Raw genomic sequence first — 25,972 nt, forward strand, 5'->3', positions numbered from 1 at the left:
TGACCGAATATGTCGATGAGCCGGTCCATTTTTTAAGCTATGGCCAAAAGAAACGGGTGGCAGTAGCTGGCGTCCTGGCGATGGACCCCGAGGTGTTGGTCATGGACGAACCGACGGCCGGGCTTGATTACCCTGGCACGACAGTCTTGCGGGCCATTTTGGACGACCTGTCCCGTGCCGGCAAGACGCTGATCGTGGCGACCCATGACATGGAGTGGGTGTGGTCGTGGGCCGACTTGGTCTATGTCCTGGTGCAGGGGCAAGTAGTGGCCGGCGGGCCGCCTGAGCAGGTCCTTAACCGCCCCGACCATGCTGCCTTGGGCTTTGCCCGGCCGCTGGTGGGCGAAATCTACAGCGCCCTGGTCACGGCCGGCTGGCTAACCGGTGGGGAGGAAGCGCCGCGTAGCGCGGCTGAACTGGTGCGCCGCCTTGTGGAGAAATATAAGTAAAACGGTCGGAAAATTTGCTTGACAGGCTTAGGTACTTCTTTTTATAATGTAAGTGAGAATAATATCACTACATGCTCTATATGGCTTGCCATTATTTTTTTGAATAGTACTGAGAATGATTATCAGTACAAAGGGGGATGTTTCATGACACTTGCTCAAGTTACGCGGGGACAACGGGTCAGCATTGTCTCCATACCTAACGAAACCGTTCGCGCCCAAGCCATCCGCTTTGGCATTTCCGTCGGCGCCGAGGTGGAGTGCGCCGAAAAGATACCGGCCGGTCCTATCATCATTTGCAAGGGTAAGCAGGAAATCGCCATTGGTCGCAAATTAGCCGAAAAAATCGAAGTCAAACCGGCGTAGGCCCGTAGGAAGGAGTATCTGCATGCACTGCCATAATTGTCTTAGCCATATCGAAATACCGGAAGGCGCGAAAAAGATTGTTCTGGTCGGTAATCCGAACGTCGGCAAATCGGTCTTTTTTAACGCCCTGACCGGTATGTATGTCGACGTTTCCAACTTTCCGGGCACGACGGTTGATATTTCCTATGGCCGGTTTGGCAAGGACGTTGTTCTGGATACGCCGGGTGTATACGGCATTTCGTCATTTAATGATGAAGAAAGAGTGGCCCGTGACGTCATCTTGGCCGCTGACCTTATTCTCAACGTGGTCGACGCCGTGCATTTGGAACGTGACCTGTTCCTGACGCTGCAGGTTATCGACACCGGCATCCCGGTTATTGTCGCCGTCAACATGATGGATGAAGCGGCCAAACAGGGTATCCACGTCGACATTGACCTCCTTGAGCATCTGCTGGGCGTGCCGGTTATCCCGACCGTAGCCGTTAAGGGAAAAGGCCTGGAAGAAGTGAAAAACCGCCTGTATGAGGCCCGCATTGGCAATATCCCGGCTGCCCTCAAACGCGACTTACAGGAAATGCTCAACCGGGCCGGGACCTGGGCAGAGGCGTTACTCATTTTGGAAGGCGACCCGCATGTTGCTGCGCGGCATGGGGTGGCGCCCGGCACGCGACGGGAAGAAATCTATCATGAGCGGCGTCACCGGGTAAATGATATTGTTCGTCATGTTGTTAAGGAAACAAATGAGGGGACGCGTTTTTCTACCAAGCTTGGCCGCTGGATGCTGCAGCCGCTGACCGGCATCCCCATCTTTATTCTGGTTTTGGCAATTATGTATTATGTTATTGGCGTGATTGTGGCCCAGGATATCGTCGGCTTCACCGAGGAGACGGTGATGCAGGGGATGTACGAGCCGGCCGTGCGCGCGTTTGTCGGCCGCTTTATCAGCGAACAATCGGTGCTGGGAACCATTCTTATCGGTGAATTTGGCTTGCTCACACTGACGATTACGTATATTGTCGGGTTGATGATGCCGCTGGTGCTCGGATTTTACTTTTTGATGTCGCTGATGGAAGACTCGGGATACCTGCCCCGGTTGGCCGCGCTGGTTGACCGGGCGATGAACGTAATCGGTCTCAACGGTCGGGCGATCATTCCTATTATCCTTGGTTTTGGCTGCATTACCATGGCCACGATTACCACCCGCATCCTGGGTTCGGCGCGGGAACGCACCATTGCTACCGCCGTGCTGGGATTGGCCATTCCCTGTTCGGCTCAGCTGGGAGTTATCGTCGGCCTGTTGGCCGGTATTGGCGTCGAGTACACGGTTATTTATATTTTGACGCTGCTGATTGTCTTAGGCATCGTTGGCCTGGTGCTTAGCCGCGTGTTGCCCGGCGAATCGTCGGAACTGCTCATCGATTTGCCGCCCATCCGCCTGCCGCGGCTGGAAAATGTGCTGAAAAAGACGGCGACGAAATCGTATGCTTTCCTCAAGGAGGCATCGCCCCTCTTCATGTTGGGCGCCTTCCTGATTACCTTGCTGCAGGTGGCCGGACTGCTGGAGGTTATCCAAAACGCCCTTGCTCCGGTTACGGAAGGGGTGCTCAGGTTGCCGCGCGAAACGGCTACCGTCTTTATTATGGGCATGATTCGCCGCGACTTTGGCGCCGCGGGTCTCAGCGACATGACCTTATCGCCGGAGCAGACGCTTGTCGCGCTCTTGACCATTACCCTGTTTGTGCCTTGCATCGCCTCGATGATTGTCATGCTCAAAGAGCGGGGCCGGAAAGAAGGTCTGCTCATCTGGGTTGGCTCGTGGGTCGCGGCCTTTGTCGTCGGCGGTATTGTGGCGCACATTATCATGTAAGGGCGAGGTGACGTCTTAATGGATAAACAAGTTTGCCCCCAGTGCCAATATGTTATTACCCAGCCGGGTACTATCCGCTGCCCGCGCTGCAACAAGCTGCTAATTGCGAGCTGCAGCGGCAGCTGCAGCCGCTGCAAGGAAAAAGGCAAATGCGGCGGGTAAAGCACAAAAGAGACAGCCAAGCGCTGTCTTTTTTTATTGAAATTATAAGTTTTTAACCGCAATGTACGCAAAGATAATCATGCCAATTTATTGGCATGATTATCTTTGCGGTTATGTTAATAATGCACGCTAGCGCTTTTGTTGCGGCGTAAGGGTTTTCCCTGACAAAATGCAAGGAATCCCCCGATATTCCCAATTGTCAGATAATGAGATAATTAGTATGTACGAAACTATTGCTTTTCTCCGAGCTGCGGCATACCCCGTAGCCGATAGGGCATTCGTACGGTGCCTGCCCATATTTGGCGAAGGAGAAAGCGCTGAGGGGGAAGGTTTGTGGAAAAAGAAGATGTCCTGCTCATTATGCAGCGCGACCTGGCCAAAGCGCTGCAAAAACCGCCACAAAAGCGGCAATGGGGCATGCTGATCGATACGCGTAAGTGTATCGGCTGCCATGCCTGCACAATCGGCTGTGTGGCCGAGTACAAGCTGCCGCCCGGGGTGGTGTACCGCCCGGTCATTGACCAGGAAAACGGCAAGTTTCCGAACGTAAAGCGGCAATTTTTGCCCCGGCCGTGTTTTCAGTGTGAAAATCCACCCTGCGTGCCGGTCTGTCCGGTAAAAGCGACGTACAAAGGGGATGACGGTATTGTCGTCATCGATTACACAAAGTGCATTGGCTGTCGTTCGTGCGTGGCCGCTTGTCCGTACGGTGCCCGCACGTTTGATGCTGGGGCCTATTACACCGATGGCACGCCTGCCGTCCAGGAATACGAGAAAGCCGCCGCCTTCGAATACGGCAAGGCATGGCGGCGCGATAGCAAACACGCGTCTATTGTGGGCAGCGCCCGCAAATGCCATTTCTGCACCAGCCGCTTGGCCAAAGGGCTATTGCCGGTTTGCGTGGCGACTTGTATCGGACGGGCAACCTATTTCGGCGACCTGACCGACGAACAGTCCCTGATTCGGCAGGTAATGGCCGCCGGCAAGCCATACCGCCTCAAAGAAGAAACGGGCGCCAAGCCCCAGGTCTACTATATCTGAGGGGGTGCAGCAAGTGAAAAAGCAGCTTAACGTTGCCCTTTTAGTGTTATTTGCCGTCGGGATAGTAGCGGCACTTGGCAAAGTGTTTGTTTGGGGCGAAAGCGTAACAAACTATGGTGCCTATACGCCGTGGGGCCTCTGGGTCGGCTTGTACGCCTTGTTGGTGGGCGCAGCCGCCGGTGCGGTCTGGACCGGAGTATATTGCGCTATCCGCCAGGGCGGGCGGTGCGGACAGCTGACCACGGTCGCAATGGTTACTGCCGGCGCCAGCCTGGCAATAGGGCTGGCCTTTATCGGTACCGATTTGGGCAAGCCGCTTAAAGGGTTTAGCATTTTTCTAAACCCATCGTTTTCGTCCGAGCTGGCGTGGGCGTCATGGCTGTATCTGGCCTTTTTTGCCTGCCTGGCGGGTTATCTTTTCACCAATGCCAAAAAGGCAGCCTTGTACCTGGCTGCGTTGGTCGCCGTCGGGTTTCTTCTGGCCGAGAGCCTGTTTTTCGGCGGCATGGTCGCCCGTAGTTTGTGGCATACTTATTTGACACCGCTGTCGTTTTTCACGTCCGGTCTGGCCGGTGGTAGCGCGTTGGTCTGGCTGGTCGGTCTGACGGCCAATCCGCAAGCCGTCGATGAGGAAGGGTATATTTTGAAAAGAGCGGTAGTGATAGCGCTAGCTGCCCATATCGCTGTTGAGGCCATCCATTTGGTAACCGCTTTGGGTGAGGGCGAAAAAGCGTTGGCAATTAAAAACATGTGGGCGTCCTGGCCGTTTTGGGGACTCTTTCTTATCGTCGGTATCGCCTTGCCGGTCGCACTGATTGGCAAGAAGGAATGCCGTCTGGACACAGCGCCACCGCTGCTGGTTTTATTGGGGTTGGCGGCTTATAAATACAGTTTTGTCCGCTTCGGGTTTGCGGTCGAACCGCTACCGGGGCTAAGCGCCGCTTTCCATGATGTGCGCTTGTCGCTTGCCTATACTCCGTCGGCCGTGGAGTGGCTGGTTTCGGTAGGCTTTTTGGCTGGCATTGTCTGGATGGCCAACCTGGTGATTGCCAAAATCTTGGCCAGGCAGGTGTAAGAGGGGAGAGGAAGAGAAACGATGGCTAAGGACATTTTGCAAAAAATATGTGAGACCAAGACCAGCCGCCGGGGGTTTATTCTCGGCAGTGCCGCCGGCTGTGCGGCTCTGTTGGCCGCCGACGCCGATCTGGCCGGCCTCATCGAAAAGGCCCGAGCCGGCGCGCTTACCCCGGAGGATGAATACATGCTCAACAAGGCGGAAAATACCATCTACACCAACTGTCTTAACTGCAACACCGGCTGCGGCATCAAAGCCAAGTTTCTGGACGGTGTTTTGGTAAAAATCGACGGCAATCCGTATTCACCCTGGACGCTTAATCCTCATTTGTCGATGGCGACCGGTATTCGCACAGCGGAGACGGTGGACGGGGCCATCTGTCCCAAGGGTCAGGCCGGCATCCAGATCTATTATGACCCTTACCGCATCCGCAAAGTGCTTAAGCGGGCCGGCAAACGGGGCGAAAATAAATGGGTAACAATTCCCTTCGACCAGGCGATTGACGAAATTGTCAACGGCGGCAAGCTGTTTGCCAAAGTACCGGGGGAAGAAAACCGCCATGTCGAGGGTCTAAAAGACCTGTGGGCACTGCGCGATCCCAAAGTGGCGAAGGAAATGAGCGACTTTGTCGATAAAATCAGGGTAGAAAAAGACAAGGCCAAAAAGCAGGCCCTGGTCAAAGAGTTTCAGGCCAAGTTCAAAGATACCCTTCAAGTGATGATCGATCCTGAGCATCCCGACCTAGGGCCCAAGAACAATCAATTCGTTTTCTGGTGGGGACGGCTTAAAGACGGTCGGGGCGACCTTATCAAGCGGTTTACGCTGGATTCGTTCGGCTCGATCAATGCCCACGGTCATACCACCGTTTGTCAGGGATCGCTGTATTTTACCGGCAAGGCCATGAGCGAACAGTGGACCTATGATCCGAAGAAAAACGCCATGACCTGGACGGGCGGCGACAAGTTCTACTGGCAGGCCGAACTCGAGCGGGCCAGGTTCGTCATCTTTGTCGGGGCCAATTTGTTTGAGGGCAACTATGGCCCGCCGCTAAGAGCACAAAAAATTACCAAGGGACTGGATACCGGACGGCTTAAGTATGCGGTCATTGACCCGGTCTATCGCAAAGTTGCGTCGAAAGCGTGGAAGTGGGTGCCGGTGACGCCGGGACGGGATACGGCGATCGCCATGGGCATGATTCGGACAATAATTGAAAACAAACGTTATGACGCCAAATACCTGGCCTGCGCCAACAAGGCAGCGGCTAAGGCCGCCGGCGAGCCGACCTGGACCAATGCCTGCTGGTTGCTGAAAATCGTCGACGGCCGGCCGACCGTGTTTGTGCGGGCGCATGAGCTGGGGTTTACGCCGGAAGTAAAGGAAAAAGACGGCAAAACCTACGTTAACGAAAAGTTTGTCGTTATCAGGGACGGCCAGCCGGTCGAAGTCGACCCCAACGACGAGACTACGCCGGTATACGGTGACTTGCTGGTCGATACCGAAATTAGCGGCATCAGGCTGAAGTCCGTGTTGCAGGTGCTGTACGAAGAGGCCGCCGCTCGCAGTCTGGAAGAGTGGGCCCAAGAGGCCGGCGTCCAGGCGGCGGATATTGCCGACTTGGCACGCGAGTTCACGAGCTACGGCAAACAGGCGGTCGTCGACATCCATCGCGGCGTTTCCCAGCATACTAGCGGTTATTACAATGTCCAGGCGTGGAACGTCCTCAACCTGCTTATCGGCAACTACGACTATTCGTTTATCAAGGTTTCCACCTATAGTCACAAGGGCGATAAACCCGGTCAAGCCTTCAATATCGGCAGCCATCCGAAAAAGCTGCCCCAGTTCGGGACGTCCATTATCCGCCACGGCGTAAAATACGAGGATAGCACTATTTTTAACGGCTATCCGGCCAAACGGCCTTGGTTCCCGCTGGCCAGCGACATATACCAGGAAGTTTTGCCGTCTGTTGGGGACATGTACCCATATCAGGTAAAAGCCCTGATCTTGTATATGGGCTCGCCGGTGTATTCCTTGTCGGCCACCCAGGGAATTATTGATGTTCTGCAGGACGTCAACAAACTGCCGCTGTTTATTGCCAGCGATATAACCGTGGGCGAGACGTCGATGTATGCCGACTATATCTTCCCGGACCTCACCTATCTTGAACGGTGGGAGTTCCAAGGCTCGCACCCCAGCGTGCCGTTCAAAGTCGGGCCGATCCGCCAGCCGGCGGCCAAACCGCTGACCGAGACGGTCAAGGTCTTTGGCCAGGAGATGCCGCTCAGCCTGGAGGCCCTGGTGCTGGGCATCGCCGAAAAACTTGGCCTGCCCGGGTTTGGCCCGGACGGTTTTGGCCCCGGCAAGCCGCTTACCCATGCCGATCATTTATATTTAAAACAGGTGGCCAACCTGGCGACTGACGGCAAGCCGGTGCCGGACGCCGACGACGAGGAAGTCCGGGTGTTCATGGAAGCGCGTAAACACCTGCCCAAGTCGGTTTTTGACGCCGACCGCTGGCAAGCGGCCTGCGGTGAAGCGTACTGGCGCAAAGTAATTTATCTCCTCAACCGCGGCGGCCGGTTTGACGACTGGAGCGCGGCGTGGGACGGCGACAAAGTTAAGAACAAATACGGCAAGTATATCAATATGTACTGCGAGAAAACGGCGACTACCAAGAACGCCATGAATGGCAAGAATTTCTCCGGGTTGCCGCTGTATATTCCCGATATTACCGACTGTACCGGCAAGCCGATTAACGACGAAAAAGACGGTTTTGACCTGCGCCTTCTGACCGGCCGGGTTATTCAGCATACCAAGTCCCGTACGGCGGTGTGTTATTGGCTGCAGGCGCTAAATCCGGAAAACAGCGTGGACATAAGTCCGGTCGACGCCCAGCGCCTTGGGCTTAAGGCTGGCGATACCGTAAAAATAGTGTCGCCGACCAACCCGGACGGGGTTTGGAAGCTGGGACCGCTTGGCGCCAGGCCGGTGACCGGCAAGGTGCGGATAATTGAGGGTATCCGCCCGGGGTGTATTAACTTCTCTTTGGGCAGCGGCCACTGGGCCTATGGCGCCGGCGATATTACCATTGACGGTACGGTCATCAAAGGCGACCCCCGCCGGGGTACGGGCATTCATGCCAATGTTGCCATGCGGGTGGACCCGGTGCTTAAGAATACGAGCTTGGAAGACATGGTCGGGGCTTCGGTCGTTGTCTATGATACCAAAGTGAAACTGGTTAAAGTTTAAGGTTTTTGCCAGCAGGGGACGGCTCCGGCCGTCCCCTGCATTTTTCTTGTTGCTTCTTGGCGCCAATTGCTGCGATAATGGGAATAAGGGGGCGGGACAATGCGGAAGGTGCTCATGGCAATTTGGATAGCACTTCTGCCGGTACTGGTGTCCGGGTGCGCGGCGACGCAGCCGGTCGTAACCGTGCGGCTCGGTGACCCTGACCCGGCGGTAACGATAAAAAATAAACAAATAGTTGAAGGGCCGGTCCTCCGGGTAGCGGTATCATCTATCCTGTCGCCGAAAGAGACGCTGACGGTATACCAGCCACTGCTGGATTATCTGGCCGGGCAGCTCGGCTATCCGGTCGTGCTGCTGCAGCGGCGTACCTACCGGGAAGTCAACGAGCTTTTGCAAAACAGCGGCGCCGACGTGGCCTTCGTATGCAGCGGCGGCTATGTGGCCGGCAGCCAGATGTTTGGCATGGAGATATTGGCGCAACCGGAGGTAAATGGCCGCAATACTTACCAATCTTATATTATTGTGCAAGCTGAGAGCACGGCGCTGAGTATCCTCGATTTACAGGGGAAAACCTTTGCGTTTACCGATCCCATGTCATTTTCCGGCCGGATCGCCCCGGTGTATATGCTGGTATCCCGGGGCATTGACAGCGATAAATTTTTCAGCCGGACGTTTTATACCTATAGCCATGACAATTCCATCAGGGCCGTCGCGGATGGGATCGTAGAAGCCGCTGCCGTTGACTCTATGGTCTACGACCGGGCAGTTGAAAAAAATCAAGACCTTGCTAAGCGGGTTAAGGTAATCGACCGGTCGCCTTTGGTCGGCAATCCGCCGGTGGTGGCGGGGCCTCACACCGATGAACGGTTGAAAAACCGGCTCCGCGCGTTATTGTTTGCCATGCATGAAGATAAAGCGGGGAAAACGGCGCTAAAAAGCCTTGGGTATGACCGGTTTGTTCAGCCGGACGAAGCGACCTACGTCGAGCTAAAAGCGATATGGCTGATGGTGCGGAATAAACTATGAGGATAATAAAAAGAACAGGCTTTTTTGTAAAAATGATGCTGGCCTTAACCGTCGTGCTTATTCTGTTAGGCGCCACAAGCATTGTTCAGACCAGATTTATGATGAACGACCTATTTAAAGAGCAGCAGGAAAAGCGCGGCATTTCCATTGCCAATACTTTAGCCTTGCGGGCGGCGAATTTAATCCTTGTTAATAATTACTATGATCTGCATGAATTGGTGAAGGATACCCAGCGGACGAATGACGATGTCCGGTATGTATTTGTAGTTAATAACCAAGGCGAATTATTGGCACATTCCTTCCCTGCCGGTTTTCCCAAAGGCCTGCTCCAGGCCAATACCCTGGCAAGTAATGAACAATATAAAATCGTAGAACTTGCCACGGAAGAGGGGTTGGTAAGAGATATCGCCGTCCCCATTTTGGAAGGGCGGTTAGGCATCGTGCATGTCGGTTTAAATGATGCCAGCCTGCAAAATGTGCTTAACCGGACTACTCGCCAAATTATGCTTGATATGGTTATCGCCGTGCTAATCGGTATTATGGCGACGATGTTCCTGACCAGGCGGCTGGTAAAACCGATCCAAGAGCTCGTTCATGTAACCAGCGCGATTACCCGCGGCGACCTGACGCAGCGGGCCAAGGCCACATCGGACGACGAAGTCGGCAAATTGGCGGTCGCTTTTAATGCGATGGCTGATTATTTGCAGCAAACAATGGATGAACTCAAACAAAAAGAAGAAGCCAGGACCCATCTTTTGCAAAAAGTCATCGTGGCCCAGGAAGAGGAGCGAAAGCGCATAGCAAGGGAGCTCCATGACGAAACCGGCCAAACGCTTGCTTCGCTGATGATGGGGCTAAAATGCCTGGCGGCTACCTGTCCGGAAAGTGAGCGGGGGTGCCGCCTGGAAGAGATGCGGCTGGCGGTAAAAAAGACGATCGATGCCGTTCACCGCATGGCAATCGAACTTAGGCCAAGCATCCTCGATGATATGGGCTTAATTCCGGCCGTCGAAAAATATGTTAATGACTTTCGCCATAATTATGGCATCGATACCGACCTTCATATCCAATGGCAGTGCGAAAAGCGGCTAGTGCACGAAATTGAAGTCACGGTTTACCGCATTGTGCAGGAAGCGCTTACCAATATCGCCAAATACGCCAAGGCGGACAATGTATGTATTATCATGACTTGCGACCGGCGCGGTCTGGAAGTTATTGTTGAAGACGACGGGGTTGGTTTTGACGCCGACGCCATTTTGCAGCAAAGCGTTGCCGGAACGCAGTTAGGGCTGTTCGGCATGCAGGAACGGGCCACGCTGGTTGGCGGCGCGCTTACGATCGAATCTACGCCGGGAAGGGGGACGACCCTGTTTTTGCGTATTCCTTTTATGGAGGCAGACCGGTATGAAAAAAATAAAAGTATTGATCGTTGACGACCATACCTTGATGCGCTCAGGACTCAGGCTGATGCTGTCCGCCCAGGAAGATATCGAAGTGGTGGGGGAAGCAGCGGACGGAAGCGGCGGGATAGCAATGGCGCAAAAAATGCGGCCCGATGTCGTCCTGCTGGATATATCGATGCCGGAGATGAGCGGCCTGGAGTGCCTGAAAACGCTCTTGGCCAATCAGCCGGACCTAAGAGTAATTCTCCTTACGATGCACGAGGACGCCCGGTACGTTAAAGAGGGCTTTGCGCTGGGGGCAATGGGCTATGTCTTGAAAAAGGCGGCCGATGATGTTCTCTATCAGGCCGTTCGGGCCGTGTATTCAGGGGAAATGTATATCCAGCCCAGCATAACGAAAGCGGTTGTGGCGGAGCTCACGGAACGGCCACGGGCCGACGACCTGCGTAAGCCGCTAAGCGACCAGGAGAAAAAGGTGCTTTCCCTCATTGCCGCCGGTTATGCCAATCGAGAAATAGCCGAACAACTGGTCATCAGCGTCAAGACCGTTGAGACATATAAATATCGCATTATGGAAAAGCTTAACTGCAAAAAACGGTCAGATTTGGTGAAGTTTGCCCTGGATAACGGGCTGCTCGCCAGGAAAAATTAAAGCAAAACGGCGCCGAAGCGCTTAAAAAGAGCGCGGCGCCGTTATCAAGGGATGGGAGAAGTGCGACATATCAGTCAGGCATGTAGTCGGGAGAAAACTGCAGCGAAAATAGCCATTCAGCATACAGTTCTTCGATTGCGTCGGGGATGGAGACTTTCAGCATGGTCTTCGCCTCCTTTTTGTATCATATAATTGCCAATAACTTGGCGAATTAACCCCAGGATTAATTAGTACCATTACTTTCCACTTTCCAAGATGCTCAAAAGACAAAAAGCCTCCGCGCACAAGTGCTGCGCGAAGGCTTCGTTGCCTGACTATTTAATTTATAATAACTATAGCACTGGCGAAAGGGAAAGTCAACCCCTTTTTTGCCGAATTAATTCCCGTTTTATTCCATTTTTTGATCCTTTCATTTCTCCTTCCCTTTTACACTTTTCACTTTCCCCTTACCTCATACCTCATACTTCATACTTCATACTTCATACTTCATACCTCATACCTCATACCCTTTACCACTTACCATATTCGAGGTGCTGCTAATGACGCAAGGAATGAAGTTAAGGATCGGAGCGGTGTCTTGTCCGGCCGAAGTCAATAATCTTGCCGCTAATTTAGCCGTCATCGGTAATTGGACTAAAAAAGCGGCCCAAGCCGGGGTGAAACTGCTGCTTTTCCCTGAACTTAGCCTTACTGGCTACGCCACGGGCAGTGCGCCGCCGACCGCGCTAAGTTCTGCTTCGCCGGCCTGGCAAGCAGTGGCCGACTTGGCCCGGCGCTATTGTATAACCCTGGCCGTCGGCCTAGTCTGGCAGGAGGATGCGGCCAAACCGCCCTATCTGGCCCATGGCTTGTGGACGCCGTCCGGTCAGGTGCACCTGTATTGCAAGAGCCATCTGGGCGAACGAGAAAAAAAACATTACGCTGCCGGCGACTTCCTGCCCGTTTTTGCGCTGCCTGAGGCCAGGGTAGGGTTCCAACTTTGCCTGGAGCAACATTATCCGGAAATTACCCAGACGCTGGCGCTGCGCGGCGCCGAGCTCATCCTTTGTCCTCACGCCACGCCGCGCCTTACGCCGGCGGAGCGGCGGGACAGCTGGCACATCTCGCTCCGGGCTCGCGCCTATGACAATTGTGTTTATATTTTGGCTACCAACATGGTGGGGGATAACGGCCAAGGGGTAGAATACCCCGGCGGTCTACTCTTGGTTGACCCGGCCGGCCAGGTGGTGGCCGAAGACTTTTCGGGCCGGCCAGCCATGATTGTTGACGATATCGACCTTAGCCGGGTAGTAAATGTACGGACTACGCCCCAGGGGATGTGCCGCCGGTTTTATGCCCCGTCGCGGCGGCCGGAACTCTATGAGTGAGTGGATAATTTATGGAAATTCGCAGGATTTTTGGCAAGTGTTGGAGAAACTTGTTACCAATATGCCTTGGTCGGAGGTAATGAGGTAATGAGGCTAACTGTCGGCAAACAAATTTTAGTAGCGTGTATTATTATTGTTTTGGCTTTTACCGGGTTAAATATTTATACATTTTACCATATTAAGGCTATTGAAGCAGGCTATGAAGGGTTGATAAACCGCAGCGCCCCGCTTGTTTTCGAGGTCAAGGACGTCAACGCCGAACTGCAAACTCAAGCAGCCGCAGTCCGCGCTTATGTCATTACCGGCAATGATGGATACATGGCGCAGTATAATGCATCCCGGGAGCGGATGGACAAGCTGCTGACCAGTCTCGAAAAGAAGCTTATTACTCCCGAGGGCCGGCAAAAGATGAGTGATCTTAAAGCCGCCCTGCACGATTACCATAAGGTTCCTGATGCCGCCATCCAAGCCCGGCGCACGGAGGGAATGGCCGCGGCTATAGAGTATTTAAAAGATGGCAGCGCGAAAATTATCAACGCCGAGCTGCAAATTGCCGACTTCGTGCAGTTTTTGAGTGAACGGATGGAACTGCGTAAGCAGCAGAACCAGGAAGTGGTAAGTCACCTAGAACGGACGATTGTTATCCTTGACGTCGCTATTTTCGTCTTGGCCTTCGGGGCGGTGCTATGGCTGGCGCGCCGCATCTCCCGCCCGCTGGTCGCGGTGGCGAACGGCGCTAAACAAATTGCCGGCGGCGATTTACAGAAATGCGAAATTGCGTATTACGGGCAAGATGAAATCGGCGAACTGGTCCAGGCCTTTGTGACCATGTCCACTAACTTGCGCCAACTTGTCGGGCAGGTGGCCCGGGCCAGCGAACAGGTAGCTGCAGCCAGTGAAGAACTGACGGCCAGCGCCGAACAGTCCGCTCAGGCTGCCGGACAGGTGGCCGAAACGGTTAGCGATGTTGCTGCCGGCGCCCTCCGCCAGACGGAAGCCGTCAATCAGGCCGTTGCCGTGGTGGACCAGATGGCGGCAGCCATCGGCCACATTGCCGCCAATGCGACCGAAGTCTCCGCTAAATCGGAGGAGACGGCGAAAGCGGCGGCGACCGGCAGTGAGGCCATGACCGAGGCCACCGCCCAAATGGAAGTGATAAGTCAGGCGGTAAGCCAGTCGGCGCAGGTGGTACAAAAACTAGGTGCCAGTTCCAAACAAATCGGAGAAATTGTCAACGTCATCAGCGGTATTGCCAGCCAGACGAATTTACTCGCGCTCAATGCCGCCATCGAAGCCGCCCGGGCAGGTGAGCAGGGTCGGGGTTTTGCCGTCGTAGCTGAGGAAGTACGGAAACTGGCGGAACAGTCGCAGGAGGCGGCGCAAAAGATTGCCGGCATTATTAAGGAAATTCAGGCCGAAACCGATACGGCCGTCCAGGTCATGGGCCAAGGGACGGCCGAGGTGGCTAAAGGTTCCCAACTCCTTACCGCTACCGGTGAACGCTTCCGCACGATCGTGACGTTGGTGCAGTCGTTAAATCAGCAAATTCAGGAAATTAGCGCCGCGGCAGAAGAGTTGTCCGCCTCCAGCAGCGAGGTGGTGAGCGCGGTCGGCGGCATTAAACAGGTGGCCGACGAAACGGCGGCCCATACGCAGACGATATCGACCGCCGCCGAAGAACAGTCGGCCTCGATGCAAGAGGTCGCATCATCCAGCCAGGCCCTTGCCCGCATGGCTGAGGAACTGCACGCGGCAATTCGCAATTTTAAACTTTAACCGATACAGAAATTTATATTTAACCACTGAGGACACGTCAGACGCGATTTCACCTATCTCCTCCGTGTTCTCTGTGGTTATATTTTTAACGATAGTTTCGCGCAATTTTGTCTCCATTAACACCCAGTTTGTGCTATAATGAGTACATGTTTCTTATTGTGGAAGACATCCGCAAAGGAGGCGGTCGCATGGCGCTGTCCACGAAAGGGCTCATGCACCTGTTTGTCGTGTATGTGGTGTGGAGCAGCACCTATTTGGCAATTCGCGTTGCGGTAGCTCCTGGCAGCGGTTTTCCGCCCTTTTTAATGGGGGGGACGCGCATGGTGCTGGCCGGCCTTATCCTGCTGGCGCTTGCTGCCATAGGCGGTCACCGTTTGAAAATGACGAAGGACGAATTTATCCGGACGGCGATAGCGGGCGTGCTGCTGTGGGTGGGCGGCAATGGCCTGGTAGTCTGGGCTGAACAATCGGCTAACTCCGGTTTTGCCTGTTTAATGGTTTCTTCCTCGCCCATCTGGGTGGCTTTTATTAACGCTGTCCAGGCCCGGCGGCTGCCGTCGCCGCTGCTTATTGCATCCCTTCTGCTTGGTTTTGCCGGGATTGGCGTCCTCATGGCCCCGGCCATTATGAGCGGTAACGCGGCCGAGTTTTCCTCTGGTATCGCCTTAACGCTGGCCGCCATCAGCTGGGCCGCGGGCTCGGTGTACCAAACGCGCTGTCCCGTCAGCCTGGAAACGCCTGTTGCCTCAGGTTATCAGCACCTTATCTCCAGCTTAGGCTTTTTTCTCCTGGCACTAATTTTCCAGGAGCCTGTTCCGCAGCCAACAACCAGTGCATGGGCAGCGTGGGCCTATCTGGTTATTTTCGGGTCGGTGCTGGCTTTTACTTCATTTGTGTACTCACTGCGCTTGCTCCCAATAAACATCGCCATGACCTATGCCTATGTCAACCCGGTACTGGCCTTGTTTTTAGGTGCTTGGCTGCTGGATGAGCCAATCACTGCCTGGACCATTGCCGGTGCCGTGATGGTAATCGTGAGCGTTTTTGGCATCTTCCGGGACCGCTACCGGCAGGAGCAGCGGCAGGCCAATGCGGACGGCGCGCGGCAGGTAGCTAGCACCAGCACGGAGTGATTGTTATTTACATATTTTGCCATGGCTTTTTTTGATGAATAATGGTATACTATATTCTGTGCTAAATGGGAGCGGATGGGGCCTGGTGGCTCCTGCGGTCTTCAAAACCGTCTACGGGGCATTAAGTTGTCCTGGGTGGGTTCGATTCCTACACGCTCCCGCCAGAGGAAAATTAGGGCTTCTCAGGGCTTGTGCCTGAGAAGCCTTTTGTTATTGCATAAATTTGCTGTTCGGAATTTGTAGTATTTCACGTTCGGATTTGTGATAGTTTAGGTATGATTAGGTTATAGTTAGAAAATACTGTATTTACAATGTACATACAAAATGCTAAAATCAAATTAGGAAATAGCAGGGGTTGTAGCGCTTTGGTACACTATTTGAGAATTAAAGTGATTAACTTTATAAAGGCCTGGCACGCCGATAGAAAACACAATGTTGAGAAGCATGAAGCTGAAGAAGTGTTCTGGAATTACCCTGTCTACAAGATGTCTAAAGTTGTCGCTGATGGTAAACGCCGGTACTTAGCATATGGTGAAACGGATGAAGGGCGCTTGCTGGTTGTTGTCTATGAGGTTGAGAACGTGAATGAAATTACGATTATCACAGCCAGAGAAATGGAGCCAGAGGAAAAACGGTATTATTACAAAAACAGGAGGGATATCTGATGACTAAAAAGTTGCCTGAGTTCAAAAACCGTGAGGAAGAAGTGGAGTTCTGGGGTAGTGTCAATTCCCTTGATTATATTGACGACACTGAGGAAGTACATGTAACGCTTGACCCTGAATTGCATAAGAAGATGAGACCGGTCACGATACGCCTAAAAAATACCCAGATAGATGCGCTTAAAGCGATAGCAGCCAGGAAGGAAATTCCATATCAAACTATGGTTCGCAGTTGGATTGCTGAGAAGTTACAAGAGGAATTAGGCATAAAATCTACCCGGAAAAGGTTACCTACTAACAAAAAAATATAGCGCGATTACAACCGCTTGCGTCGGCTTGACCGCCGATGGGTGGGTTCGATGTCTATACGCTCCCGCCAGAGGAAAGAGGGCTTCTCGGGTCTGATGACCGAGAGGCCCTAGTCACTATTTAAATTAAATTTCTTGACTTAGAGTTAACTCCAGGTGCTATGATAGCGGATGACAGATGTGTAAAGCGGGGGTCCAATAAAATTGTCGGTATTAACGGCAGTCCGCGGCGAGCGGTTTAACGGCAAATGGGAGGTGAAGCTCCATGACAATCACCGAAGTAAGTGAAAAATTCAATATCCCGCAGGATACGCTTCGCTATTATGAACGTATTGGCTTAATTCCGCGTGTGCACCGCAATAAAAGCGGCATCAGAGATTACACGGAAGAAGACTGTAAGTGGGTGGAATTTGTCAAATGCATGCGAAATGCAGGTCTTCCGATTGAAGTATTGATTGAGTATGTTGCGTTGTTTCAACAGGGCGATGAAACCATTGAGGCAAGAAAACAACTTCTTATAGAGCAGCGCGAGCAGCTAAAAAAAAGAATAGAAGATATGCAGCAAACACTGGAACGCCTTGATTATAAAATTGCAGTATATGAACAGAGCGTAGTTGTTAGAGAAAAAGAACTGAGAAAATAAAGGATTGTTTGAATTGGCCGGTTGCGGTGGGAAGACCACTGCAGCCGGCTTTTTTTGAAATCTGACAGATGATCGAGATGTAGCGGCTTAAGCACTCAAAAAAATGCTTGACTTAGAGTCAGCTCTAAGTGGTAAGGTAAATTATGGATAAGTTTAAAATTGCAAAAGTAATGTTGAAGAGGAATGATTAGTCATGGATAGGCGCCAGTTTATCAGTGGGATTGGTACATTGTGGGAAATGTGCAAGCGCCTGTTCTGTCGGCGCTGCGCCATCGAATACCGGAGTTGCGAAGGAAGGGTGTTTAGCCTGCGGGGATTGTCAAAAGTTTTGCCCCACCCAGGCAATCGAATGGCAACGGAACTTTTGGCGCGGTAAAAGCGGTCAGGTTGTTCCTGCCGATGATATTGCGACACCAAAGTATCAAGAGGCGCGAAGGCGGTTTTTAAAGGCCGCTTTTGTCGCGCTAATGGCAACTGCTTTTTGGGAAAAGACGGTTTGGGCGGCGGAAAAAGTTTTGCGTCCACCCGGGGCTTTGCCGGAACCAGAGTTTACCGCTGTTTGCAACCGCTGCGGCAGGTGTATTAAGGTCCGCTGTGATTTATGCCTTGCGTGCCAGGAAGTATGCCCGACTGGGGCCATTGCCAAAGTGCCGCTGGAGAAAGTCAGGATGGGCAGGGCGGTTATTGATCAGCATCGTTGTATCGCTTGGAATGAGGGAAAAGCGTGCTTAATCTGCGGGGAACAGTGTCCTGTTCTGGCAATCGCCGCGGATGAGCAACATCGGCCCAGCGTTTTGGTTGACAAGTGTGTGGGATGCGGGTCATGCGAAAATGCTTGCCCGGTCGATGGCGAGGCCGCTATCCGTGTTTTTCCCGGTTAGCACCTTGATATAAATAAAGCTAAAGCAACATAGCTGAGGAGACACTGGAAAATTAATATGAGAAAGCGGTTAAGAAAAATGTTATTAGCCTTAGTTATAAGTTTTGCCATATTATTTATCGGTATAGGTCTTTATGTACAGCACCCGAAGTTCGGAACATTGCCCCGAGGGGTTCGCCTTGACAGAATTGAAAGTTCACCTAATTACGTTGATGGGCAATTCCGCAATTTAGTTCACACTCCCCAATTTAGCGAAGGTAACAGTACAGCTTCAGTGTGGTGGTATTTTCTTTTTGCTAAAAAAGAACGGCTGGCACCGACAACTTCCATACCTACAGTAAAAACAGATTTGAAGACCTTGGACAAGGATAAGGATGTAGTTGTTTGGCTTGGCCATTCTTCGTACTTTATGCAGCTTGGCGGCAAAAGGATTCTGATTGATCCGGTGCTTAGTTCTTATGCAGCGCCTGTTTCTTTTGCAAATAAGGCATTTAAAGGAACAAATCCATACACGGTAGAAGACATGCCAGAAATCGATTATTTGCTTATTTCTCACGATCATTGGGATCACTTGGATTATCCGACTGTCACCGCTCTCAAACCCAAAATCAAAAATGTTATCTGCGGTTTAGGAGTAGGGGCGTATTTTGAAGAATGGGGATTTGACACAAAACATGTATTGGAAGCTGACTGGTTTACCGCATTGGAATTGGAAAATGACCTTACTATCCATGTGCTGCCGGCGCGGCATTTTTCCGGCCGCTTATTCAGTAGAAACAAGACTTTGTGGGCTGGATTTGCCTTGGTAACGCCAAAGCGTCGCATATTTTTCAGCGGTGACGGCGGATATGGGCCCCATTTCAAACAGATCGGAGATATGTTAAACGGTTTTGACCTTGCAATTATGGAAAACGGTCAGTATGACAAAAATTGGCCATATATTCACATGATGCCAGAAGAAGTGGCACAGGCTGCCGAAGAACTGAAAGCCAAAGCATTATTGCCAGGGCATGCAGGCAAATTCGCAATCGCCAACCATCCCTGGGATGATCCGTTCAAACGGATAACTGATGCCAGTCAGAACAAGAACTACAAACTGCTTACTCCTATGATCGGGGAGCCGGTAGAACTTGAAAATCAGCAACAACTCTTTTCCCGTTGGTGGGAAGGGGTAGAATAACGGGGGCTGGCAAATTCACAGGATCTGCCAGCCCCAATTATCATTCATGGAGTTTTTGTATACTAACACTACAGGACGATCAACTCATAATCACGGCTGCCCATGCCGATTTCTTCCGCATAGCGTAGTTGGATAGTACCGTCTATGTGAGGACGCAACCCACGAAACTTATCCTCACCGGCTTCAAATTTGCAAGAAAGCCGCGAACCAGAAAGTCCAAGCTGTTTATTCACCAGATCATAACTTGCCTGGTCAATAGCTACGGGATCTGTAGATGCCAAAAAGCCGATATTAGGCACTATCGGGGCATCGCTCCATGGTGCACAGTCACAATCAGGCGTAATATTCAATAGAAAATTAATATAACCTATACGTTTCTCATGTGCCTTGGCAAAGCCATATGCGTATTCGGTCATTCGTTCAAGAAATACTGCTAGGTCTGTCGCCCAGTCCATGCCGACGGCTTTTACGGGACAAACCGTTAAACATTCGCCGCAGCCAATGCATTTATCCACCGCGATACTTGCCTTCTTATCACTTACCGTAATTGCGTTTTCCGGGCAAACGGCAGCGCACTTAGCGCAACCAATGCATTTTGCTTGATCGACCATGATTTTGGGAGAATGTTGTTCTTTTTTGCCAATCGCCGGCGCCCCGCCCATGGCCAGATTCTTTATTGCTCCACCGAAGCCTGCCATCTCATGTCCCTTAAAGTGGGATAATACGATTACGCTGTCAGCGCTGACAATATCCGAAGCCAGCTTCACCTTTTCAAAGTGTTTTTTGTTAATCGTTACTTCCTTGATATTTTCACTGCGCAGTCCGTCGGCTATGATAATCGGTGCTCCTGTAACCGTATAATCAAAACCATGCTCTAGTGCAGTCAGTAAATGATCAACCGCATTATGCCGGCTTCCTGAATAGAGCGTATTAGTATCGGTTAGAAAAGGTTTGGCTCCCTGTTCCTTTACCTTATCTACCACCTGACGTACAAATACAGGACTGACAAAGCCATCGCTGCCACGTTCGCCGAAATGCAATTTTATAGCTGTGAGATCATCCTTTTGAATCAGCTCATTGAAACCGGCACGATCGAATAAGTTTCTTATTTTACTGATTTTGTTGTTTTTGTCTGTGCTTGACCGCAGATTGGCAAAATAGACTTTGCTGGACATGTTTTTTCCCCTTTCTAGTATAAGTTGAAACGCTACTTCTTTTATGCTACAACTTTGAGTCCACTCAAAGTCAAGAACCAATAGATTTAGATTTTAATTTCCCCTAGCTGAGGCTCAGACCCAGCTGATAAGCTTGCTCTGGAAATTCAGAGCGCTCGATTAGAGGTCTGCTGCCGCAACCTACGGCTAACACCATACCGATATCTTCCCAGCCGAGATATTTTACTACGGTTTGGTAATGGTGGGTGAGCGCCGCCATCGTCCAATCCTTAGCATCATAGGCAGTGGCCATAAGTATGGCTTTTTTGCCGCTGCCGGATAATTTGACGTTGTTGGCATAGAAACGGTCAATGACGGTCTTCAGCTGGGCTGACATGCCGAAATAATAGAGCGGCGTGACGAATACGACGAGGTCGGCGGCGATGAGCTTGGGCGTAAGCTTCTTGTCGATGGCATCCTGATGGATGCAAGGGCCGTTCATGCCGCAACGGTCACAGCCAAGGCACGGATGGATGTCCTCAAAAGCCGCATTGAAGCGAAAGACCTCGTGGCCTGCTTTTTGTGCTCCTTCAATAAATTTGTCGGCTAATAGAGCCGACGTCCCGTTTTTATGCGGGCTTCCGGTGATTACCGTGATTTTCATTTTGTTGCCCCCTTTAGAAGTTTTATCAGCTGTCTTCGTATCCTTTGACGCTAAGGAAGTGTCCTGCAGTGCAAGGCCGCAGCCACTCAGTAGGAATGTGATGAGTGCTGCCCCGGTTCCTTGGATGAAGACTCTTCTGTTCATAATCGCCTCCCTTCCAGCTTGGGTTCAGCGACCGAAGAATTCATTGGCTTCGCGCATGCGTTTACGTATATTTACAAAAGATGATTTGAATTTGCTAGTTAAATAAAAAATATCACTTGAAGTTAACTCTAGGTCAAGTGCTTTTCCAGAAAAAGTTTAAACGCTGCAACCATATGGCTCCAGCGTTTTAGATAGATTTATAGATTTATTCAAAAATAAAAACTTATTGACTTCGAGTTGGGTTAAAGTGATAACCTGTGACTGTAGGATAAGACCAAAGTATATGGGCAATTAATTGTTAATAGGGTATAATATAAAGTAAGAAGCTTTGGGGGTGAATTCAATGACACTGGCAGAAAAATTGCTGCAGGAGTTTCAGGCATTACCTGTAGATAAGCAGCAGCAGGTCGTTGATTTTGTTGAATTTTTGCGAAATAAGCAAAGAAAAGAAATAGAAAATATGATGGATGAGATCATTGCTGATAACAAAGAAGCATTTGTGGAGCTCGCTAAATGATGCGCCTGTTATCGGTTGAGGAAATCTTAGTATTGCACCGTAAGCTGATAGAGCAAACGGGAGGCAGTTATGGTGTACGGGATCGGGGATTGATTGAGAGCGCCGTGAACCGTGCATTAGCTACTTTTGATGGACAAGACCTGTACAGCAGAGCTGAAGACAAAATTGCAGCGATTACTTATGGTTTGGTAAAAAATCATGGTTTTATTGATGGAAACAAGCGGGTGGGTATTGCTGCAATGCTGTTATTGGCTCGCTTGAATGGCATCCACCTCGAATACAGTCAGAGCGAATTAATAAACTTAGGACTGGGTGTTGCTGACGGAACAATAGATGAAGCTGGTATAATAGAATGGCTTAGCAACCATCAAAAGGGGTAATTTTCCTGTCAAGTGGTAAGACATTTCCCAATCTCCGCATGTCCCAAACCGTGGGTCATGTTGCTGTTTACAGGATTTCGAAGTGATATTCATGGGAAGAAAAATGGGAATAAAAAGCTGATTTCACCTGACCCTATTTGATTGGATTTAGTTGGCGGAGTTGACTAGAATAGTTGATTTTGCTGAGGTTGATTGCATCTGGAATTACCTGAATTATTGCCTGAGCAGACTTCAAAACCGTTTGCGGGGCATTAAGTTGTCCTGGGTGGGTTCGATTCCTACACGCTCCCGCCAGAGAAAAATTAGGGCTTCTCGGCACTCGCAGGATAGGGCAACGCTGGGGAGCGACCCGAGCGGCGAGTGAGGTTTGGCAGGGCGGTTTCCTATAGGAACCGCCTTTTACTGCCGCCCTGGAAAACAAAAGCGATAAACCCCGGGGGTCCGGGGGCAGAGCCCCTGGGCTATATAGCTATTTTTCCCTGTAGCCGATCCTCAAAGAAGATCATCAACTGTCCGAATATTATTCCCCAGTTTCGGATCGGCATACTCCATTTCTTGGATATTTCCTGCACTGACATATAGACTGATTTCCTAACCGCATCGTCCGTCGGGTATATCGTCTTGGTCTTGGTAAACTTGCGTAACATCCGATGGAAGCCCTCCACCGCGTTTGTGGTGTATATCAGTGTACGGACCTCCTGCGGGTACTTGAAATAGGTGGACAGCTCCGCCCAGTTTGCGTCCCATGATTTAAGGATTTGCGGATATTTCCTGCCCCACTTTTCACGAAACTCTTCCAGTCGGTATTCTGCATCCTCCAACGTCGGCGCTCCGTATACCTTCTTTAAATCCGCCATGACCGGCTTTATGTCCTTGTACGGCACGTATTTTGTGGAGTTGCGGATCTGGTGTATCACGCACAGCTGCTGCTCCGTTTTGGGGAAAACCGTCTCAATGGCGTTCGAGAACCCGCTAAGGTTGTCGCGACATGCGATGAAGATATCTTCCACGCCCCGGTTTTTCAACTCGTTGCATACGGTAACCCAGAAGCTCGCACTTTCGTTTTCTGACAGCCATATCCCCAGTATTTCCTTATGCCCTTCAAGATTGATCCCCAAGACGGAGTAAAGGCACTTATTGACAACACGGCTGTCCTTGCGTACTTTAAACATGATCCCGTCTAAGAAGACGATTGGATATATAGCATCGAGAGGCCGCGACTGCCATTCAACGACAGCCGGCATAAGTTTGTCGGTGATCCGGCTAATGAGGCTCGCTGAGGCTTCTACCCCGTATATATCGCGGAGGTGATCCTCAATATCACGGGTGGACATACCTTTGGCGTACATGGCCATAACCCTCGCTTCGATGTCGTCAGTGCGAGTCTGCCTTTTTTCGATAGCTTGCGGCTCAAAGGTACCGTTTCGGTCGCGCGGAACCTTGATTTCGCTCTCGCCCCATTCGCTCTTTATTGTCTTTTTGCTGTAACCGTTGCGGCTATTGCCACTGTTATTTCCCAAAACGCTGTGCTTTTCATAACCCAGATGCTCGTCCATTTCGGCTTCAAGCATTTTTTCTAGCGCTCCGGAAAACAGATTCTTGAGTTTCGCCGTCAGCTCGGCGGGTGTTGTACAGCCTTCGCAGATCAGTGCTGCGAGCTGTATTTCCTTTTCGTTTAACTGTGTCATGGTAATATCTCCCTTTCATCATTCTATTGGAGATTATTTCCATTTACACAGTTTTGAATACATTTTCGCGTTGTTCGTCGGTCATGCTGTCTTTCTAGCTAATGGTAATAACGAACCTGTTTTTGTATGAAACTTTTTCGACAGTCACCTTGTCGCTCGGAGGCAAGGTCTTGTCCCATACTAAGGTGTTCGCTGCGGATGTAGCGCCGGTCATAGATAAAACTAAGCCTAGTGTCACCACAATGAGTATTTGGAGACTACTGGTAATAATTAATAACAGACTTTTTCCCCATTTTTAAATTCCTTTCAACATTTAATTTATTCTTGTATTTCTAATTTATTCTTGTATTTCAAGATACAACTTGGAGTTAACACCAGGTCAATAGGTTTTAAAAAAAATTATCGACCTTGCCTAAGTTAATGGCTCAAAGTGACATTTTTATTGTTCTACGGCACAGCCTATGGTGGACAGCAATCTTTTTACCCAAAACATTTTTGTAAAATACCTCTTGTCATTCCCTTGATGAGTTGGTATAATGTATACACAGTCACGCCAGACAAGAAAATACTGCCAAGGCAGAAGGGCATCTAGGGTTCCGCCATAAAAGTAAATGGGTCTGGACCGAGCGATGCCGGGCGCAATGGTGCGCTACACCGTGAGGATAAAAAACTCTGCGGAAAGTTCTCGCTTTATTTTTTAAAGTGAACTTTCGGCAGAGTTTTTGTTTTACAACACTATATATGCTGGTAAAAGTGATGATTGGGATTGGAAGCATTGCTGAGTCCGCTGCAGAGAGCCGGTGGATGGTGCGAACCGGAGCGGTGCGATGCTGCTACGTCACCCATGAACTCCTGGTTGAAAGTGTTCGCGATAGGAACATCAGTAAGCTAAGGCGTTAACCCCACGTTAACGGGGTAGCCGGTGATTAGCCGGTGCAATGAGTAGAAAGCAGGGTGGTACCGCGGAAAATTCCGCCCCTGCCGCGAGTGGCGTCATACCGTGCGGCAGGGGCGGTTTTATTTTAAGAATTTATTTTAATTAGGTTTAATGAGGAGGGGGTTTAATGAAACACAAGGTTTCCATCTTACTCGAGCGGCAGGATGATTCGCTGGTGCGGCTGACAGGACTTCTGTATCGGAAGGGCTATGTGATTGAAAGCCTTTCATCAGGGCCAACCGAGGAACAAGGGCGTATTCGGGTTACGGCCGTTATTTCCGGTATTCAGAAAACGCCCCGCCTGCTGATGAGTCAAGTCGCGAAACTGTTTGACGTGATAAGCGTGGATGTGTGGGAAGATAACAGCAGCGTCCAAACCAACTAACTGCGTAATAAAGTTTTAATAATATTAAAAATATAAAAATGAAAAATCAGAGCAGCGGTACGATGTCAAGAGGCTAATTTAACATAAAAAACTATGTATTGCTGCTACCTAAGGTGGTGAACCGAAAAAAGGCAAACCTTAACTAGACCCACCAATATCCACATCAAGATGGTAATATATGGTAACTGGTGGACAAAGAAAAATGGTCTTTTTAATCGGTTATGTCAGACTCCCCCTTCTGGTTTATAAATTCGGTTGGTACGCAGCAGAGAATCGACCAACCGTACCAGTTTACGGGCTGTAAGCGCAAGGGCACGTTTTGTGGCAAAGGTTTTAGGCTCGGCCAGCTTCTGAGCGTAATACCGGGCGAAAACAGGGTCGTGCACCCTGACACTGTTTGCCGCTTCCATCAAATAATACCTCAGATAGCGGTTGCCGGAAAGAATAAGCCTTGATTGGGCTGCCGTAAAGTTGCCTGATTGATGCTCAGTCCAAGCAAGACCGGCAAATTTAGCTAATTGGCGATGATTTTTAAATTGGTTGATATCGCCAATTTCGGCCAAAATACCGGCGGCAAAGATTGGGCCAATGCCCGGAACTGTATCAAGGGTCTGGGGAATAGTCGCCAGATGGTCTTCGATAGCCTTGTTAAGGGATTTGATTTGCTCCTGAAGAGTACGGATGACCCGAATGAGCGAAGCCATAGCTAAATTAACGGAATCGGCCATAGATTGAGGAAGCCTGTACGAAGAACGAGCGGCTTTTTGCAAGGCCTTGGCAACTTGAGCAGGGTCATCAAAACGGTTTTTGCCGCGCTCTACCAGAAACTCTACAAGCTGATCCAGGGAGATATTGGCTATCTCCTCAGCA

The 25,972-nt window shown here is 50.9% G+C and carries 25 protein-coding genes, 1 tRNA gene and 1 other annotated feature; of the genes, 22 read left to right on the plus strand and 4 right to left on the minus strand.

Translation table 11 applies throughout. The features are described from left to right. The 19 genes from TCARDRAFT_RS13365 to TCARDRAFT_RS13445 form a co-directional block, all read left to right on the plus strand. On the plus strand, positions 1 to 449 hold a 449-nt coding region (locus TCARDRAFT_RS13365; protein ID WP_007290504.1), incomplete at its 5' end, for an energy-coupling factor ABC transporter ATP-binding protein. A 144-nt stretch (positions 450 to 593) separates the two neighbouring features. Next, positions 594 to 812: a FeoA family protein gene (locus TCARDRAFT_RS13370; protein ID WP_007290505.1), complete on the plus strand. Its 219-nt coding sequence runs from the start codon at positions 594 to 596 to the stop codon at positions 810 to 812. A gap of 22 nt (positions 813 to 834) precedes the next feature. After that, on the plus strand, positions 835 to 2,679 hold the full coding sequence (gene feoB, locus TCARDRAFT_RS13375) for a ferrous iron transport protein B (protein ID WP_007290506.1): 1,845 nt from the start codon (positions 835 to 837) through the stop codon (positions 2,677 to 2,679). Between the two features lie 18 nt (positions 2,680 to 2,697). Next, complete coding sequence (locus TCARDRAFT_RS15865; protein ID WP_198003947.1) at positions 2,698 to 2,841, plus strand: hypothetical protein; 144 nt, start codon at positions 2,698 to 2,700, stop codon at positions 2,839 to 2,841. Positions 2,842 to 3,174: 333 nt separating this feature from the next. Beyond that, complete coding sequence (locus TCARDRAFT_RS13380; protein ID WP_007290507.1) at positions 3,175 to 3,882, plus strand: 4Fe-4S dicluster domain-containing protein; 708 nt, start codon at positions 3,175 to 3,177, stop codon at positions 3,880 to 3,882. Between the two features lie 13 nt (positions 3,883 to 3,895). Further along, complete coding sequence (gene nrfD, locus TCARDRAFT_RS13385) at positions 3,896 to 4,957, plus strand: NrfD/PsrC family molybdoenzyme membrane anchor subunit (RefSeq protein ID WP_007290508.1); 1,062 nt, start codon at positions 3,896 to 3,898, stop codon at positions 4,955 to 4,957. Between the two features lie 21 nt (positions 4,958 to 4,978). Beyond that, entirely contained in the window at positions 4,979 to 8,203 is a 3,225-nt protein-coding gene (locus tag TCARDRAFT_RS13390; protein ID WP_007290509.1) for a molybdopterin-dependent oxidoreductase, read from the plus strand. A gap of 99 nt (positions 8,204 to 8,302) precedes the next feature. Continuing rightward, positions 8,303 to 9,229 carry a substrate-binding domain-containing protein gene (locus TCARDRAFT_RS13395; RefSeq protein WP_007290510.1) on the plus strand — a complete coding sequence of 309 codons (927 nt, stop codon included), beginning with the start codon at positions 8,303 to 8,305 and terminating at the stop codon, positions 9,227 to 9,229. Continuing rightward, positions 9,226 to 10,662 (plus strand): sensor histidine kinase, encoded by a 1,437-nt coding sequence (locus tag TCARDRAFT_RS13400; protein WP_007290511.1) that lies wholly within the window; start codon positions 9,226 to 9,228, stop codon positions 10,660 to 10,662. The genes TCARDRAFT_RS13395 and TCARDRAFT_RS13400 overlap by 4 nt, the downstream gene beginning before the upstream one ends. Then, positions 10,634 to 11,284: a response regulator gene (locus TCARDRAFT_RS13405; RefSeq protein ID WP_007290512.1), complete on the plus strand. Its 651-nt coding sequence runs from the start codon at positions 10,634 to 10,636 to the stop codon at positions 11,282 to 11,284. Before TCARDRAFT_RS13400 ends, TCARDRAFT_RS13405 begins: the two co-directional genes overlap by 29 nt. 551 nt (positions 11,285 to 11,835) lie before the next feature. Next, positions 11,836 to 12,651, plus strand: a complete 816-nt coding sequence (locus TCARDRAFT_RS13410; protein ID WP_040683461.1) for a nitrilase family protein — start codon at positions 11,836 to 11,838, stop codon at positions 12,649 to 12,651. Between the two features lie 87 nt (positions 12,652 to 12,738). Then, a complete protein-coding gene (locus tag TCARDRAFT_RS13415; protein ID WP_007290514.1) occupies positions 12,739 to 14,427 on the plus strand; it encodes a methyl-accepting chemotaxis protein in 1,689 nt (562 codons plus the stop codon). A gap of 188 nt (positions 14,428 to 14,615) precedes the next feature. Further along, the gene (locus tag TCARDRAFT_RS13420; protein ID WP_156784722.1) at positions 14,616 to 15,560 is read left to right on the plus strand and encodes an EamA family transporter; all 945 of its coding nucleotides are present in this window, start codon (positions 14,616 to 14,618) and stop codon (positions 15,558 to 15,560) included. Between the two features lie 67 nt (positions 15,561 to 15,627). Then, positions 15,628 to 15,724: transfer RNA gene (locus TCARDRAFT_RS15625), tRNA-Sec, on the plus strand. 201 nt (positions 15,725 to 15,925) lie between these two features. Beyond that, positions 15,926 to 16,225: a BrnT family toxin gene (locus tag TCARDRAFT_RS13425; protein ID WP_007290516.1), complete on the plus strand. Its 300-nt coding sequence runs from the start codon at positions 15,926 to 15,928 to the stop codon at positions 16,223 to 16,225. Beyond that, a complete protein-coding gene (locus tag TCARDRAFT_RS13430) occupies positions 16,225 to 16,533 on the plus strand; it encodes a CopG family antitoxin (RefSeq protein ID WP_007290517.1) in 309 nt (102 codons plus the stop codon). Before TCARDRAFT_RS13425 ends, TCARDRAFT_RS13430 begins: the two co-directional genes overlap by 1 nt. A 262-nt stretch (positions 16,534 to 16,795) precedes the next feature. After that, positions 16,796 to 17,173, plus strand: coding sequence for a MerR family transcriptional regulator (locus TCARDRAFT_RS13435; protein WP_007290518.1), 378 nt, complete (start codon positions 16,796 to 16,798; stop codon positions 17,171 to 17,173). A 467-nt stretch (positions 17,174 to 17,640) separates the two neighbouring features. Beyond that, complete coding sequence (locus TCARDRAFT_RS16100; protein ID WP_083795445.1) at positions 17,641 to 18,054, plus strand: 4Fe-4S dicluster domain-containing protein; 414 nt, start codon at positions 17,641 to 17,643, stop codon at positions 18,052 to 18,054. A gap of 78 nt (positions 18,055 to 18,132) precedes the next feature. Then, a complete protein-coding gene (locus TCARDRAFT_RS13445) occupies positions 18,133 to 19,233 on the plus strand; it encodes an MBL fold metallo-hydrolase (RefSeq protein ID WP_040683465.1) in 1,101 nt (366 codons plus the stop codon). Between the two features lie 68 nt (positions 19,234 to 19,301). Here the strand turns inward: TCARDRAFT_RS13445 and TCARDRAFT_RS13450 are convergent, their stop codons facing one another. Next, on the minus strand, positions 19,302 to 20,408 hold the full coding sequence (locus tag TCARDRAFT_RS13450; protein WP_007290520.1) for a DUF362 domain-containing protein: 1,107 nt from the start codon (positions 20,406 to 20,408) through the stop codon (positions 19,302 to 19,304). Positions 20,409 to 20,511: 103 nt separating this feature from the next. Continuing rightward, complete coding sequence (locus TCARDRAFT_RS13455; protein ID WP_040683460.1) at positions 20,512 to 21,051, minus strand: flavodoxin family protein; 540 nt, start codon at positions 21,049 to 21,051, stop codon at positions 20,512 to 20,514. Between the two features lie 487 nt (positions 21,052 to 21,538). Here TCARDRAFT_RS13455 and TCARDRAFT_RS15130 point away from each other — a divergent pair, with 487 nt between their 5' ends. Together TCARDRAFT_RS15130 and TCARDRAFT_RS13460 are read left to right on the plus strand one after the other, a co-directional pair. Beyond that, positions 21,539 to 21,712: a DUF2281 domain-containing protein gene (locus TCARDRAFT_RS15130; RefSeq protein ID WP_071934033.1), complete on the plus strand. Its 174-nt coding sequence runs from the start codon at positions 21,539 to 21,541 to the stop codon at positions 21,710 to 21,712. Then, positions 21,709 to 22,092: a type II toxin-antitoxin system death-on-curing family toxin gene (locus tag TCARDRAFT_RS13460; protein ID WP_007290522.1), complete on the plus strand. Its 384-nt coding sequence runs from the start codon at positions 21,709 to 21,711 to the stop codon at positions 22,090 to 22,092. The genes TCARDRAFT_RS15130 and TCARDRAFT_RS13460 overlap by 4 nt, the downstream gene beginning before the upstream one ends. Before the next feature lie 461 nt (positions 22,093 to 22,553). On the opposite strand, the gene TCARDRAFT_RS13465 is transcribed toward TCARDRAFT_RS13460, so the two are convergent. Next, positions 22,554 to 23,780 carry an IS256 family transposase gene (locus TCARDRAFT_RS13465; RefSeq protein ID WP_007290523.1) on the minus strand — a complete coding sequence of 409 codons (1,227 nt, stop codon included), beginning with the start codon at positions 23,778 to 23,780 and terminating at the stop codon, positions 22,554 to 22,556. A gap of 747 nt (positions 23,781 to 24,527) precedes the next feature. Further along, positions 24,528 to 24,763, plus strand: a binding site (T-box leader). Between the two features lie 81 nt (positions 24,764 to 24,844). Between TCARDRAFT_RS13465 and TCARDRAFT_RS13470 the strand changes: the two genes are divergently transcribed. Then, positions 24,845 to 25,102: an ACT domain-containing protein gene (locus TCARDRAFT_RS13470; protein ID WP_007290524.1), complete on the plus strand. Its 258-nt coding sequence runs from the start codon at positions 24,845 to 24,847 to the stop codon at positions 25,100 to 25,102. A gap of 224 nt (positions 25,103 to 25,326) precedes the next feature. On the opposite strand, the gene TCARDRAFT_RS13475 is transcribed toward TCARDRAFT_RS13470, so the two are convergent. Next, positions 25,327 to 25,972 (minus strand): IS110 family RNA-guided transposase (locus TCARDRAFT_RS13475; RefSeq protein WP_007290525.1); only part of this gene is annotated, 646 nt, incomplete at its 5' end.

It is taken from the genome of Thermosinus carboxydivorans Nor1 (assembly GCF_000169155.1).
Taxonomy (GTDB): Bacteria; Bacillota; Negativicutes; order Sporomusales; family Thermosinaceae; genus Thermosinus; species Thermosinus carboxydivorans.

Bases quoted from the DNA above. Each gene is read 5' to 3' on its own strand.
- TCARDRAFT_RS13465 (WP_007290523.1), bottom strand. From the start codon at position 23,780: ATGACACAGTTAAACGAAAAGGAAATACAGCTCGCAGCACTGATCTGC.
- feoB (WP_007290506.1), top strand. From the start codon at position 835: ATGCACTGCCATAATTGTCTTAGCCATATCGAAATACCGGAAGGCGCG.
- TCARDRAFT_RS13420 (WP_156784722.1), top strand. From the start codon at position 14,616: ATGGCGCTGTCCACGAAAGGGCTCATGCACCTGTTTGTCGTGTATGTG.
- TCARDRAFT_RS13400 (WP_007290511.1), top strand. From the start codon at position 9,226: ATGAGGATAATAAAAAGAACAGGCTTTTTTGTAAAAATGATGCTGGCC.
- TCARDRAFT_RS13455 (WP_040683460.1), bottom strand. From the start codon at position 21,051: ATGAAAATCACGGTAATCACCGGAAGCCCGCATAAAAACGGGACGTCG.
- TCARDRAFT_RS13415 (WP_007290514.1), top strand. From the start codon at position 12,739: ATGAGGCTAACTGTCGGCAAACAAATTTTAGTAGCGTGTATTATTATT.
- TCARDRAFT_RS13390 (WP_007290509.1), top strand. From the start codon at position 4,979: ATGGCTAAGGACATTTTGCAAAAAATATGTGAGACCAAGACCAGCCGC.
- TCARDRAFT_RS15130 (WP_071934033.1), top strand. From the start codon at position 21,539: ATGACACTGGCAGAAAAATTGCTGCAGGAGTTTCAGGCATTACCTGTA.
- TCARDRAFT_RS13410 (WP_040683461.1), top strand. From the start codon at position 11,836: ATGAAGTTAAGGATCGGAGCGGTGTCTTGTCCGGCCGAAGTCAATAAT.
- TCARDRAFT_RS16100 (WP_083795445.1), top strand. From the start codon at position 17,641: ATGGCAACTGCTTTTTGGGAAAAGACGGTTTGGGCGGCGGAAAAAGTT.
- TCARDRAFT_RS13405 (WP_007290512.1), top strand. From the start codon at position 10,634: ATGAAAAAAATAAAAGTATTGATCGTTGACGACCATACCTTGATGCGC.
- TCARDRAFT_RS13445 (WP_040683465.1), top strand. From the start codon at position 18,133: ATGTTATTAGCCTTAGTTATAAGTTTTGCCATATTATTTATCGGTATA.
- TCARDRAFT_RS13460 (WP_007290522.1), top strand. From the start codon at position 21,709: ATGATGCGCCTGTTATCGGTTGAGGAAATCTTAGTATTGCACCGTAAG.
- TCARDRAFT_RS13395 (WP_007290510.1), top strand. From the start codon at position 8,303: ATGCGGAAGGTGCTCATGGCAATTTGGATAGCACTTCTGCCGGTACTG.
- TCARDRAFT_RS15865 (WP_198003947.1), top strand. From the start codon at position 2,698: ATGGATAAACAAGTTTGCCCCCAGTGCCAATATGTTATTACCCAGCCG.
- TCARDRAFT_RS13450 (WP_007290520.1), bottom strand. From the start codon at position 20,408: ATGTCCAGCAAAGTCTATTTTGCCAATCTGCGGTCAAGCACAGACAAA.
- TCARDRAFT_RS13470 (WP_007290524.1), top strand. From the start codon at position 24,845: ATGAAACACAAGGTTTCCATCTTACTCGAGCGGCAGGATGATTCGCTG.
- TCARDRAFT_RS13370 (WP_007290505.1), top strand. From the start codon at position 594: ATGACACTTGCTCAAGTTACGCGGGGACAACGGGTCAGCATTGTCTCC.
- TCARDRAFT_RS13430 (WP_007290517.1), top strand. From the start codon at position 16,225: ATGACTAAAAAGTTGCCTGAGTTCAAAAACCGTGAGGAAGAAGTGGAG.
- TCARDRAFT_RS13435 (WP_007290518.1), top strand. From the start codon at position 16,796: ATGACAATCACCGAAGTAAGTGAAAAATTCAATATCCCGCAGGATACG.